The following is a 12,994-nucleotide window of genomic DNA, read 5'->3' on the forward strand; positions in this document are numbered from 1 at the left end:
GCACACGTGCATCCGCGCGCTGCGCGCACTCTCCTCGTGGGCGCCGGTCAAGACTCTGGGAGGTCGGCCGTTCGAGCGATTCGAGTTCGAGGTCAGGGGCCGCTGATGTCTATCATGGCAATCGACACGGACGCCTTGCGCCGTTCGCACGCTTCGCGGCCTCCTGGCGCAAGTCGCCGGTCATACGTTGGACCGCATGATGACCCTTGCCTTCTTCCTCGATGCGAACTGCGTGAACGCCCGCCAGAAGAACGACGCGCTCAATCAGCTCGAGAGCTATCGGGATCGGAACATGGTGACCCTCATGTATGCAGACAAGGTGCATGCGGAGGCACGTCACGGCAGCCAAAAGCGATCTGACAAGGTGCAAGAGTTCTCATTCGCGGAACTGGACCCGGTGTTCGGTGAGAACCTCGAAGTCAAGGGCCAAATTGAGGATATTCTTTGCCCGGGCGGCGCCAAGACCGCCAACGAACGAAACGACATCTGGGCGGTCTATGTTGCTGAGAGGCTGCAATGGCCGCTCGTTACGATGGATGGCGCGTCAAAGAGCCAGCCAGGCGGGATTCTTGGTCGAGCGCCTCAACTCGCCGCTTTGGGTGTCGAGGTTATCACTCCTCAGCAAGCTCTCGACCGAGTGAGAGCGGCTGAACATGCGGTCTAGCAGATAGTTCAACGCGGATACGAGCTGGCATGGCGCCGCGAGCCGTGCTGGTGCGCATACGTCTCTCGGCGCATTGCCGGTGCGTTCCGCTCATCTCCGAAGTCAGGTTGCTTTCATCGCTCGACACGTCTTGGTCCTCGCAGCTCTTGCGCTCTCGTTGACACCGGCTGTTCGTGCTACAGACCTTACGAGCTACGAACTCCTCGAACGAATCCACTCCGACCTCGCGAAGGCGCACGTGGCAGGATGGGGCGACGGAATTTCGTGGGCCGTCACTGCTCAGAGGACGCCCGCGCGTAGAATAGTTCCACTTAAGGGGAGCACTTCATGACCGACATCGTTGCTGAGCTTGCCCGCCGTGGCCGCGCTTTGGCCCCTGAGGAGCGCGCGCGACTTGTGGACCTGCTGCTGGATTCTTTGGAGGATGCTCCGGATCCAGAAATCGAAGAAGCATGGCGGATGGAAATTCACCGGCGAATCGCCAGCTACGAGCGCGGCGAGGCAGTGCTTTTCGATGCTAAGGAGGTAATGGCTGAAGCCAAGCGGCTGGCTCCGTGAAGCAGTTGCGCCTGGAGTCCGGTGCGAGAGCGGAGCTTCTGCACGAGGTTAGATACTTCGAAACGGTGCGCGTGGGACGCGGTGCCAAGTTTCGCGTGGCTGTCGATGAAGTCTTCGCGCGAATCGTGCACTCACCGAAAAGCGGCAGGCCAGACGAAGGCGATTGCCGGCGGTTGCGGGTGAAAGGTTTTCCGTTCTCGGTGGTGTATCGCGAGCATGCTCAGGAGATCGTTGTTTTCGCAATCCGACCCGACGCAAGAAGACCGGGCTACTGGGTGCGGCGCCTCGAGTGAGGCACGAATTTAGCCGTCAACCTGGCCAACCCCGGGCATGGCTCCCCGCAGTGGTTTCTCTCCGCGGTCGCTGGCTACGTCTCCGTGTTCGGTCAAGAAGGCCCGTCGATGGCGTCACGGATGGCAGGACGTGCCAGCGGACACGCCGAAGCGCGCCGCTGACCTCAGATCACCCCGTCGAACATCATCACATCCACTTCCTCCCCCACCGCCACATTGCCTTGCGCGTGATGCAGCACGATGAGGCCGTTGGCCTGCACCATCGAGCTCAGCACACCGGAGCCCTGGTTGCCGGTCGTGCGCACATGCAGCGATCCATCTTCCGCCTTCGAAACGACACCGCGCTGATACTCCGTTCGACCGGGCTTCTTGCGCATGGGCTCCCCGCTGCGCGCGCGCAGCATCGGCGGTGCCAAGTCACGCGCACCCATCATCTTCAGGAGCGCAGGGCGCACGAACGCGAGGAAGGTCACCATCACCGCGACCGGATTGCCCGGCAGCCCGAAGAGCACCGAGCGCCCGATGCGACCCACGGCCATCGGCCGGCCGGGCCGCATCGCAATGCGCCAGAAGGCGACGTCGCCCAGCTTCTTCATCATCGCCTTCGTGTAGTCCGCCTCTCCCACGCTCACGCCGCCGCTCGTGACGATCGCGTCGGCCGCTGAAGCGGCACGGCTGAAGGCCGCTTCGAGCAGCGCCGGATCGTCGCGCACCACCCCCATGTCGATCACTTCGCAGCCGAGCCGCGTGAGCAAGCCGAAGACCGTGAACCGATTGCTGTCGTACACCGCGCCTTCACGCGGCGGCTCGCCCAGCGACAGAATCTCGTCGCCGGTGGAGAAGTAGGCGACCCTCACCTTGCGCACCACTTTCACACGCGCGAGGCCGAGGCTTGCGAGGAGGCCGCACGCGGCGGGGCCGAGACGTTCGCCCCGCGGCAATGCGGGGCGGCCCTCCATCAGGTCTTCGCCCTTCAGGCGCCGGTTCTCACCGCGCTTCAGCACGTTCGCGGGAACGAGAATGCGTCCGTCTCCCGCGGGCTTCGTGAATTCCTGCGGAACGACCGTATCGAGCCCATCGGGCACGATCGCACCCGTCATGATCTTCACGCACTGGCCGGGCGCCACTTCGCCGTGCCACGCCTTGCCGGCCAAGGCCGTGCCGACGACCTCCAGCGTGAGCGGCGCATCGGCCCGCAGTTGACCTCCGTCGAACGCGAATCCATCCATCGCCGAGTTGTCGTGCGGCGGCACGGAGAGAGGCGAGATCACTGCTTCGGCCAGCACGCGATTCAAGGCGTCGAAGATGCCGACCTCTTCGAATGCTTCGAGCGGCTCGACCAGGCGCGAGAGGAATTCGCCCACGGCCTCGGCACTCAGCGCCTGCGGGTCATAGCCTTGCAGCTCGGCGGCGATCTGTTCCAGGGACTTCATGCGCGTGTTCAGGAGCGTTCGAGCCGGTGCAGCTCTTCCAGCGTGTTGGCGTTGAAGAAGGCGCGCGCGTCGTCGAACGGCACCTCGACGGTCTTGTGCAGCGCCGTCCACTTGTCGATCTTGCGCCCGCCCTCGTGCGTGAAGCGAACGAGGCTTTCCATCAATTCGCGCCGAAGCAGGCAGAAGACGGGCTGCGTGCGCAGCTTGCCGTCTTCTTCCGGCGCGGACGCCATCGCCACCGCCGCTCCTTCGCGTTCCAGTGCCTCGGCAAGCCGCGATGCGAGGTCCTCGGGAAAGAGCGGCGTGTCGCACGGCACCGTGAGCATGTACGGCGTGTCGCATTGCTCCAGCCCCGCGAGGAATCCGGCGAGCGGCCCGGCGAAATCCGGCAAAGCATCGGGCCACACCGGCACGCCGAACGATTCGTAGGCCGTGAGATTGCGATTGGCGTTCACCATCGCGTGGCCCACCTGCGGCTGCAGGCGAAGCAGCGTGTGCAGCGCAAGCGGCATGCCGCGGAAATTCTGCAGGCCCTTGTCGGTGCCGCCCATGCGGCTGCCGCGGCCGCCCGCGAGGATGAGGCCCGTGATGTCGTCGCGCGAGATCATCCGCCGATGTAGCTCATTTCGACACGCTTGCGACCGCTTTCGGCTGCGGCCGGGAGCGTTCCGCGCAACTGCGAATAACGGTCCGCGCGGCCCTGCCAGATGTGCGCGATGGCCGAGCCGATCTCTTCGTCGCTCGCGCCGCCGCGCACGAGCTCGCGCAGGTCGTATCCGTTGCTTGCGAAGAGGCACAGGTAGAGCTTGCCTTCGGTAGAGAGGCGCGCGCGATTGCAGTCCCCGCAGAAGGCCTGCGTCACGCTGCTGATGAACCCCACTTCACCGCTGCCGTCCGCGTAGGCCCAGCGTTCGGCGGTTTCGCCCTGCGCGCTGTGATCGAGCGGGACCAGCGGAAACGCCGAAGCGATCACGCGCCGCACTTCGGCCGAAGGCAGCACTTCGTCCATGCGCCAGCCGTTGGTCGCACCCACGTCCATGTATTCGATGAAACGCAGCGCGATGCCGCTGCCCTTGAAGTGCCGCGCCATCGGCAGGATCTCGTGTTCGTTCGTGCCGCGCTTCACGACCATGTTCACCTTCACCGGGCCGAGGCCCGCCGCCTGTGCCGCCGCGATGCCGTCCAGCACTTGCGCGACCGGGAAGTCGACGTCGTTCATGCTGCGAAACACCGCGTCGTCCAGGCCGTCGAGGCTCACCGTGACGCGCTGCAGGCCTGCTTCCTTCAGCGCCCGGGCCTTGCGCGCGAGAAGCGATCCGTTGGTGGTGAGCGTGAGGTCGAGCGGTTTGCCGTCCACTGTGCGCAATTCAGCGAGCTGCGCAACGAGGATTTCGAGGTTCTTGCGCAGGAGCGGCTCGCCTCCCGTGAGCCGGAGCTTGTGCACGCCGTGGGCGACGAAGATGCGCGCCACGCGCGTGATCTCCTCGAAGCTCAGGAGCGCGGCGTGCGGGAGATAGGGGTAGTCCTTGTCGAAGACTTCCTTGGGCATGCAGTAGCTGCAGCGGAAGTTGCAGCGGTCGGTGACGCTGATGCGCAGGTCGCGCAGCGGCCGGTGCATGCGGTCCAGCAGCGTTCCGGTAGCCGGCACGGGCGTCCCGGGCACAGCCGCGCTCAGCGCGGCGAGGCGCTGGTCGACGAGGGGGATCACTCGTTCGGACATCAAATCATTACAGGGTGGCGTCGATGATGCTCCACCGTCAAATCACGGATCGTTTCGCCTGGGTCACGGTCGAGGCATTCATGTCCGTCTCCTGAGATCGATTGATTATCGGCTGGCGCGGTTCGAGCGGCACCGACACCTGTGCATACCCCGCAGATGAAAGCACCTTCCCCGGCTGCAAGGGGGGACCGCGTCGTGCGTGAATTCAGCACATCCGTGCCATTGTTGCGCAAATCCTGCGGGTTACCTCTGGTGTGGAGGAAGGCTTCGCCAACAGAATCCCGCCGCAGAGGCGAGGAGTTCCACATGCCCACGTCCATCCGCCATCTCTTCCTGGTTGTCCTCACGCTCTTCATCGCCGCCGGCGCGGCGCGCGCGGAAGAAGATTCCCGCCACCTCGCGCCGGGCTTCCAGGCCCGGCCCGCCGCGTCGCGCGTGCTCGTCATTCCCGCGGACATCGAACTGTTTTCCATCAGCGCGGGCGGCATCGAAGAGCCGAAGGCCGACTGGACCGAGAAGGCGCGGAAGAACTTCAGCGCGGCGCTCCTCGCGCGGCCCGAACTGGCCGCGGGCACCCTCGACATCGACGAAGCGCGCCTGGACGACTTCGCCGACATCGTCGCGCTGCATCGGGCGGTCGCGGAATCGATCTGGATTCATCACGTGAAGCACGGCATCGAGCTGCCGACAAAAGAAGGCCGGCTCGACTGGTCGCTCGGGGCCGCGGCCGTGAAGCCGCTGCGCGACCGGACGGGCGCCGACTATGCGCTTTTCACCTGGGTGCGCGACACCTACGCGAGCGACGAACGCAAGCTCGCCATCCTCGCGATGGCGCTGCTCGGGGCCATCAACACCGGTGGCGAACAGGCGGCCTACGCGTCGCTCGTGGACTTGCGCGACGGACGCGTCGTGTGGTTCAACGACGTGGATCGGATGTGGGGCGACCTGCGCGACGACAAGTCGGCCGGCGAAACGGTGGAGGCCCTGATGAAGGGCTTTCCGGGGGTGCGATGAAGACCCGCGGAAGCCCCCACCCCAACCCTGCCTCGGAGGAGGAAGGAGCATCCATGCATCGACGCGGCTTCCTGCGATCGGCATGCGGGCATTGCCTCGGCCTGGGCGCCATGCTCGGCCTGCCGGCGCTCGCCACCGAAGCCATCGCGCCGACTTCGCCCTTGCCCTCTCGCTTCAGGCATCCCGCGGCCGACACGGACGAAGGCGGCCTCTGGAGCATCATGGACCGCGAGGAAGTGCGCGTGCGGCGCAGCCCCCTCGCGATCAAGGAGCCGGCACTGCAGCGTTACCTCGGCGACGTCGCGTGCCGCTTGTGCGTCACGCATTGCCCCGACATCCGGGTGCACGTGGTGCGCATGCCCGTCTTCAACGCGATGATGGCGCCCAACGGGATGATGCTCGTGTGGAGCGGCCTGCTCCTGCGCGTGGAGAACGAAGCGCAGCTTGCCACCGTCATGGGCCACGAGATGGGTCACTACCTCGAACGCCACACGGTCGATCAGCTTCGCGCCGCGAAGGATCGCGCGGTGCTCGGCCAGCTCGCGGGGCTCCTGGGCGGCGTGGGCGGCGTGCTCGGGCAGATCGGGCTTCTCGCGAGCATGTTCGCCTTCTCTCGCGAGCACGAACAAAGGGCCGACCGGCTCGGCATGCGCCTCATGAAGGAGGCGGGCTACGAGGGCCGCGAAGCGCCGAAGATCTGGGACAACCTGCTCGGTGAGCTGAAGATCACGGGCGGCGAGGACGCCGGCAGGCGCAGCCCGCTCTTCGCGACTCACCCGCCTGTTGCGAACCGCCGCGACGACCTGCTGAAAATGGCAGGCGAGGGCGGCGGCTTCCTCGGCGAACGCGAATTCCGCGCCGTGATCGCGCCGCTTCGGTTCGGCTGGATCGAAGACGAGATTCAGCGCGGCCAGTACGAGGAAAGCCTCGTGCTCTTCGACCGTCTGCTGAAGCGCGATGCCTCCGATGCCGAAGTGCTCTACGCGCGCGGCGAGGTGTACCGGCTGCGCGACGAGCAGGACGATCTCGATCGCGGCTTCGCCGATCTGCTGAAGGCGAGCGCGAGCCCGAAGGCGCCGGCGCAGGCGTTGCGGTCGCTCGGACTCGTGTACCGGCGCCGCAACGACGCGGGCGGAGCGCGGCAGTCGTTCGAGCGATACCTCGCGGTCGCGCCGGACGCACCCGATGCGGCGCTCATCAGGAGCTACCTCGCGCAGATGAAGTCATGAGAAACCTTCTGCCGCTGCTCATTGCCTGCGTGCTCGCCGCCTGCACGACGATCGCGAAGGTGGAAGGCGACCAGGTCGTGAACGGCAAACTCGCCGTGCACGTGCCCGCCGCATGGAACCGCGTGCAGGACCCCTGGGGCGGCGAGCCCTACGACACCTGGACGCAGGAGGGCATGCCGCTCGACCATCTGCGCCTGTGGGCCGGCGTGCAGCCGGGCCAGGCACTCATGAAGCGGCCGACGGTGTTCTTTCGCGGCCCCGGCGAGAAGGACAGGCGCGTGCCGACCTTCCAGCCCGGCATGCCCGCGGAAAAGCTCGTGAGCCTCTTCGAAGAGCTCTATGCCACCGCAGGCACGGTGAAGCTCACGCGCCTTGCGCCCGCGACGTTCGCGGGACAGCAGGGCATGCGCTTCGAGTTCACGCTCGCGCGGCGCGCGGACGATCTCGTATTGAAGGGTGTGGGATGGGTGGCGGAGAAGGACCGGGCGCTCTACGCAGCCACGTTCCTCGCGCCGCGGCTCGGGTTTTACGACCGGCTGCTGCCGATGGCCGAAGAGGTGGTGAAGACCGCGCGCATCGCATCGTGAGGAATTGCGGAGGGGGAGTGAAGCGTCGGCGGGGCGGCAAGCCATTGGGCTTGCCGCCCTTGGCTGACACGCGATTCGGATTCGGAGCACGCCCCGCCCGGCGCCGAGCGTGAGAGACTCGCCGTCGCACATGACGGACGAAGCCCTCACCTTGCCCGCGCGCGCGCGGGCCAAATGGAAATCCTGGTTCGGCCCCGGGCTCATCACCGGCGCCTCGGACGACGACCCGAGCGGCATCGGCACGTATTCGCAGGCGGGCGCGCAATTCGGCACCGGCATGCTCTGGCTCATGGCCTTCACGTTCCCGCTCATGTCGGTCGTGCAGATCATCACGGCCCGGATCGCGCGCGTCACCGGGCGCGGTCTGGCCGCCAACCTGTCCAAGGTGCTGCCCCGATGGGTACTGGTGCCGATCCTCGTGCTGCTCTTCGTCGCCAACACCGTCAACATCGGCGCCGACCTCGCGGCGATGGGCGCAGCGGCGGCGCTACTGATTCCGGCGGGCAGCGCCTTCACGGCCGCCGGATTCGGCGTCGTATCCATGCTGCTGCAAATCTTCGTTCCCTACAGCCGCTACGTGAGGCTGCTGCAGTGGCTCACGCTCTCGCTGCTCGCGTACGCAGCCGTTCTGCTCACGCTGGACGTGCCCTGGACGAAGGTGCTGCACGATACGCTCCTGCCCCGCATCGAGATCGACAGGTCGTTCTGGGCCATGCTCGTGGGCGTGCTCGGCACCACCATCAGCCCGTACCTCTTCTTCTGGCAATCGGACCAGGAGGTGGAAGAGCAGCGCGCGTCGCCCGACGACCATCCGCTGCGCGCGGCGCCGCGCGAAGCCGGCCGGCAGCTGCACGAGATCAGCCGCGACACCGTGCTGGGCATGGCCGTCTCCAATTCGGTCGGATTCTTCATCATGCTCACTGCCGCGCTCACGCTGCATGCGCACGGCGTCCACGACATCGACAGCGCCGCCAAGGCCGCCCAGGCGCTGCGGCCGCTGGCGGGCGACTGGGCTTTCGGCCTGTTCGCGCTCGGCATCGTGGGCACGGGCCTGCTTGCCATTCCCGTGCTGGCGGGGAGCGCGGGCTACGCCGTGGCCGAGTGCTTCGCGTGGCGCTACGGCCTGGAACGCGCGCCGGCCTCCGCGCCGCGGTTCTACGGGGTGATCGCCGCGTCCACGCTCCTCGGTGTGCTATTCACGCTGCTGGACTTCAATCCCATGAAGGCGCTCGTGGCGTCCGCGGTGCTGAACGGCGTCATCGCCGTGCCGGTGCTGGCCGCGATGATGCGCGTCTCGGCACGCGAAGACGTGATGGGGGAGTTCCGCATCGGGCGCGGCCTGCGGTTCGTCGGGTGGGCGACGACCGCTCTCATGGCGCTGGCGGCGGTCGCGATGGCCGTGGTGTAGGGGAAGATCGGGCGGGAGGCATTCATGCCGCCCTGAACCACATCTCGTACATCGATGCGAATGCGTCGGGGTGGTCGCGCTCGAACGCCTCCCACTCGCGCGGCCCCCAGTGCCCGGCTGCCGGGCCGGCCGCGGCAAGCGTGGCGGCCGGCGGATCGATGCACACGAGCTCGAAGCCGTGCCTGGCGATCAGGCTCACCCAGTCGACCGCGCCGAGCGCATGCTCGCAGGCATTGAAGAGCAGGTCGTGCAGGCCGCTTGCGCTGTGAAGGTCGGGCGACTGGAGCATCGAAGGCGACATCGCCCCGTGCCGGCCCGCGAGCAGTTCCGCGCGCAATTGCCGCAGCGTCGCCAGCGACCCGTCGAGGCCGCGCGCCGCGATGACTTCGCGCATCGCCCGCACTTGCCGCCGCGCCTGCGCGCTGTAGACCGCGAGACGCAACAAGCCTCCCCGGCGCGTGAGCGCGCGCAGCGCCGCCGCGCCGCCTTCGAGATCGGAAAGGTGATGCAGCACGCCGATGCATTCGACCACGTCGAAGCGCGCGCCGCGCCGCGCATAGGCGCGCAAGTCCGCGGGCTCGAATGCGACGCCTGCGAGGCCCGCTTCGCGGCACTTGCGCACGGCGTAGGCGAGGCTGGCCAGGCTGAAATCGATCGCCGTGAGGGATGCGCCTTCGTAGGTGGCATGCGCCGCAAGGCACTGCTGGCCCGTGCCGCAACCTGCGATCAGCACCCGCTGCCACCGCCACCACGGCCGCTTCAGCTGTGCGCGTGCCGCGGCAGGGATCGACGAGGGCACCGAAGGCTGGCGAATCCAGCGCGGATACGGATAACGCTCGTACTGGCCGCGCTGCGCGCCTTCGGGCAAGGCGGCCGCACCCATCGAAGAGAGCGATGCCGCGATCGCATCTTCCTCCGCCGGTTCGCGGTACAGGCGCTGCAAGAGCAACTGCTGGCCCGCATCCGATGGATCGAACGCATCCCGCGCGAGGGGGCCTGGATGCTCGAAGCATGCGAGCACAAGCGCCTCATCGCGGCTCGCGTTTCCACCCGCCACGCGTTCGCGAAGCGCGGCGAGGTCCGGGGCCGCCGCATCGAGCGGCCAGACATATTCGGCGAGATTGGCCTGCACCGCGACCCACGCCAACCCGGGCACGATCTCCGGCACCGCCTGCGCCCCCTCGTGCAGGCGCTGCATCGCGAGGCGGCGCCATCGAAGAAAGAGCGCTTGCCACTCGGCCGACGTCACGAGCGCGAGCGACACGACCTGCTGGAACATTCGCGTGCCGCCGAGGTACGAAGCCGCGGCCTGCAACGCTGGCGCATCGTCGGCCGCATCGAGCGCGCGCCGCACCTGCGGATGCATCGCCAGATACGCGAGCGCCGCCGGCGCGAGCCGCGCGGGCAAGTCCCAGGGGCCCGACAGCGCGGCTTCCCACGCCTGCTCGAGGGCCGGCTGCTGCGCCTTCAGCTCCATGTGCGTGAGCATCCAGGACACGTGCAGCCCGGAGGCGGCGTCGCCCTGAATCGCCGCCGCGAGGAAGGCGTCGAAGCGGGCGCGGTGGTCCGTCACCCGTGCAGTCACACCCGCAGTCACCCGTGCCTGATCGCGACCGTCTTGAGCGTGGTGAAGCCGTACAGCGCCTCGAACCCCTTCTCGCGCCCGTAGCCCGAGGACTTCACCCCGCCGAAGGGCAACTCGACACCGCCGCCCGCGCCGTAGTTGTTGATGAAGACCTGCCCGCTCTTCACGCGTCTGGCCATTCGCAGCATGCGCGAGCCGTCGAGCGTCCAGATGCCGGCCACGAGCCCGAAGTGCGTGGCGTTGGCGAGTTCGACCGCGTGGTCTTCGTCCTTGAAACTCATCGCCGCGAGCACCGGCCCGAACACTTCCTCCTGCGCGAGCCGGTGCGTCACCGGCACGTCGCGCAAGAGCGTGGGCGCCTGGTAGAAGCCGGTCTCGGGCGCTTCGTCCACCACCTGGCCCTGCGCGACCATCGGGATGTTCGCGACCTGCGCGTCGGAGAGGAAATCCCACACGCGCTGCTGCTGCGAAGCGCGGATGAGCGGGCCCACGTCGAGGTCCATCGCGGCGGGGCCGACGCGCAGATTGGCGAACGCGTTGCCGAGGCGATCGAGCAGCGGCTCGTAGAGGGACTGCTCGACCAGCAGGCGCGAGCCCGCCGAGCAGGTCTGCCCCGCGTTCTGCACGATCGCGTTGATGACGACGGGTAGCGCCTCGTCGAGATTCGCATCGGCAAAGACGATCTGCGGGCTCTTGCCGCCAAGTTCCAGCGTGACGGGGCAGTGGCGCTCGGCCGCGGCCTGCTGGATGAGCGTTCCCACGCGCGGGCTGCCCGTGAAGCTGATGTGGTCCACGCCCGGATGCCGGGCGAGCGCGTCGCCGACCTCATGGCCGTAGCCTGTGACGATGTTGATCGCGCCGGCGGGGAAGCCCGCTTCGGTCGCGAGTTCGGCCACGCGGATGAGCGAGAGGCAGGCGTCTTCGGATGGCTTCACGACGCTCACGTTGCCGGCGGCGAGCGCGCCGCCCACGCTGCGGCCGAAGATCTGCATCGGATAGTTCCAGGGGATGATGTGCCCCGTGACGCCGTGCGGCTCGCGCCAGGTGAGGACGGTGTACCCTTCCTGGTAGGGGAGCGTCTCGCCGTGCAGCTTGTCGCAGGCGCCCGAGTAGAACTCGAAGTAGCGGGCGAGCGCGGTGGCGTCGGCGCGTGCCTGCCTGGTCGGCTTGCCGCAATCGCGCTGCTCGATCGACGCGAGCTCGTCGGCGTGTTCGTTGATCTTGTGCGCGAGGCGCATGAGAAGTCGCCCGCGCTCGGCGGCGCTCAGCTTCGACCAGACTTTCTCGTGGCAGTGGCGCGCGGCGCGCACGGCCGCATCGATGTCTGCCGCGTCGCCGCGCTGGATTTCGTCGTAGGGTTGGCCGTCCGAAGGGTCGATGACGGGCAGGGTGCGCTCGGAGGCGGAACGCACCGGCGCGTTGCCGATGTAGTGGAACTGCATGCGGGGATTGTGCGACATTCGCGTGCGGGGGGTGAATCCGCGACGCACGATGACCCTCACCCCAACCCCCTCCCGGAGGGAGAGGGAGCAACGGCCTTTCTGCCGCGCGGACGCCTAACCGGCCACGGGCCTGTATCGATCGGCGTTCACCTCGAGCCACCTGCGGGACGCCTGGGAATCCTGCTGGCTCGGATGGAAGTCTTCGCGGAAGTAGGCGCGCCACGGCCGCCACGTCCAGCGCACGAGGCCGCGCTTGCCGAAAAGCGTCGTCGCTGCGCTCTTCCATGTGCGCCACTGCCAGAGCGTCCCGTCGCGCCTCAGATTGCGCACGGTCTGCTTCAGCGTGTCCATGAGAAAGATCGTCGTGATGCGCCTGAACCAGGTGACGCGCCACTCGTGATTGCCCCCGAGCGCCTGGTAGAGATCGAACGCCGTGCTCTTGTGCTCCGACTCCTCGGCGCTGTGCCAGAGCCAGAGCGTCGCGAGCCGCACGTCGCGCGTGCCGAGCATCTCCGGATTGCGCAGCATCCAGTCGGCCATGATCGCGGTGAAGTGCTCATTGGCGGCGGTGATTCCGAGCGCGTGACGCGGATCGAGTCCATGCATCTGCGCCAGGCGCTCGCGCGCGGAGCTTTCCCATTCGTTCACGAGGCCGAGGCTTTCCAGGTGCGCGTTGTACAGGGTGTGCAGCCGGCGATGCGTCGCTTCCTGTCCGATGAAGCCCTGGACTTCGGTGCGGAAGCGCTCCTGCCTGTCGGCCGGCAGCGCCTGCAGGCCGTTGCGCACCGAGTCGATGAAGAACTGTTCACCGACCGGAAAACTCATGGAAAGCGCGTTGAAGAGCGCGGTGCGAAACGGGTCGCCGTCGCACCAGTGGCGCGCGATGGGCTGCGCCATGTCCACGAGGAGGCGGCGCACGACGAGGTCGGTCATGAGCGGGGCAGTGTGATGGATTGAAGAATCCGCTGGAAGCGGGGCAACGCGGGCAACGGCGCCGACAATGCGAATGCAAATTCAAATGCGAATGTGATTGCGAATGTGATTGGTACTTGCACGTACCA

The 12,994-nt window shown here is 67.3% G+C and carries 13 protein-coding genes; 7 read left to right on the forward strand and 6 right to left on the reverse strand.

Annotated features, from left to right (window positions below; translation table 11 throughout):
• Positions 1–196: 196 nt before the first annotated feature.
• The 3 genes from VHA82_RS05275 (at position 197) to VHA82_RS05285 (ending at position 1,515) form a co-directional block, all read left to right on the forward strand.
• Positions 197–664, forward strand: coding sequence for a hypothetical protein (locus tag VHA82_RS05275; RefSeq protein ID WP_325540948.1), 468 nt, complete (start codon positions 197–199; stop codon positions 662–664).
• A gap of 327 nt (positions 665–991) precedes the next feature.
• Complete coding sequence (locus VHA82_RS05280; RefSeq protein WP_325540950.1) at positions 992–1,222, forward strand: addiction module protein; 231 nt, start codon at positions 992–994, stop codon at positions 1,220–1,222.
• Entirely contained in the window at positions 1,219–1,515 is a 297-nt protein-coding gene (locus VHA82_RS05285; RefSeq protein WP_325540952.1) for a type II toxin-antitoxin system RelE/ParE family toxin, read from the forward strand. The genes VHA82_RS05280 and VHA82_RS05285 overlap by 4 nt, the downstream gene beginning before the upstream one ends.
• Before the next feature lie 164 nt (positions 1,516–1,679).
• On the opposite strand, the gene glp is transcribed toward VHA82_RS05285, so the two are convergent.
• The 3 genes from glp to moaA are packed head-to-tail and all read right to left on the reverse strand — an operon-like array spanning position 1,680 to position 4,668.
• Positions 1,680–2,948: a gephyrin-like molybdotransferase Glp gene (gene glp, locus VHA82_RS05290; RefSeq protein ID WP_325540954.1), complete on the reverse strand. Its 1,269-nt coding sequence runs from the start codon at positions 2,946–2,948 to the stop codon at positions 1,680–1,682.
• 8 nt (positions 2,949–2,956) lie between these two features.
• Positions 2,957–3,556 (reverse strand): molybdenum cofactor guanylyltransferase MobA, encoded by a 600-nt coding sequence (gene mobA / locus VHA82_RS05295; RefSeq protein WP_325540956.1) that lies wholly within the window; start codon positions 3,554–3,556, stop codon positions 2,957–2,959.
• Entirely contained in the window at positions 3,553–4,668 is a 1,116-nt protein-coding gene (gene moaA, locus VHA82_RS05300) for a GTP 3',8-cyclase MoaA (RefSeq protein WP_325540958.1), read from the reverse strand. Before moaA ends, mobA begins: the two co-directional genes overlap by 4 nt.
• A 306-nt stretch (positions 4,669–4,974) precedes the next feature.
• Here moaA and VHA82_RS05305 point away from each other — a divergent pair, with 306 nt between their 5' ends.
• The 4 genes from VHA82_RS05305 to VHA82_RS05320 all read left to right on the forward strand — a co-directional run bounded on the left by VHA82_RS05305 (position 4,975) and on the right by VHA82_RS05320 (position 8,906).
• Entirely contained in the window at positions 4,975–5,682 is a 708-nt protein-coding gene (locus VHA82_RS05305) for a hypothetical protein (protein WP_325540960.1), read from the forward strand.
• 53 nt (positions 5,683–5,735) lie between these two features.
• Positions 5,736–6,911, forward strand: coding sequence for a M48 family metalloprotease (locus VHA82_RS05310; RefSeq protein ID WP_325540962.1), 1,176 nt, complete (start codon positions 5,736–5,738; stop codon positions 6,909–6,911).
• On the forward strand, positions 6,908–7,498 hold the full coding sequence (locus VHA82_RS05315; protein ID WP_325540964.1) for a hypothetical protein: 591 nt from the start codon (positions 6,908–6,910) through the stop codon (positions 7,496–7,498). The genes VHA82_RS05310 and VHA82_RS05315 overlap by 4 nt, the downstream gene beginning before the upstream one ends.
• 130 nt (positions 7,499–7,628) lie before the next feature.
• Positions 7,629–8,906 carry a divalent metal cation transporter gene (locus tag VHA82_RS05320; RefSeq protein WP_325540966.1) on the forward strand — a complete coding sequence of 426 codons (1,278 nt, stop codon included), beginning with the start codon at positions 7,629–7,631 and terminating at the stop codon, positions 8,904–8,906.
• 22 nt (positions 8,907–8,928) lie between these two features.
• Here VHA82_RS05320 and VHA82_RS05325 read toward each other — a convergent pair whose 3' ends face one another.
• From VHA82_RS05325 to VHA82_RS05335, 3 genes are all read right to left on the reverse strand, one after another.
• Positions 8,929–10,479 (reverse strand): class I SAM-dependent methyltransferase, encoded by a 1,551-nt coding sequence (locus VHA82_RS05325; protein WP_325540968.1) that lies wholly within the window; start codon positions 10,477–10,479, stop codon positions 8,929–8,931.
• A 20-nt stretch (positions 10,480–10,499) separates the two neighbouring features.
• Positions 10,500–11,933, reverse strand: coding sequence for an aldehyde dehydrogenase family protein (locus tag VHA82_RS05330; RefSeq protein ID WP_325541072.1), 1,434 nt, complete (start codon positions 11,931–11,933; stop codon positions 10,500–10,502).
• A gap of 114 nt (positions 11,934–12,047) precedes the next feature.
• The gene (locus VHA82_RS05335) at positions 12,048–12,866 is read right to left on the reverse strand and encodes a metal-dependent hydrolase (RefSeq protein ID WP_325540970.1); all 819 of its coding nucleotides are present in this window, start codon (positions 12,864–12,866) and stop codon (positions 12,048–12,050) included.
• Positions 12,867–12,994: the final 128 nt, after the last annotated feature.

This window comes from Ramlibacter sp. (assembly GCF_035548915.1).
Classification (GTDB): Bacteria; Pseudomonadota; Gammaproteobacteria; order Burkholderiales; family Burkholderiaceae_C; genus Ramlibacter.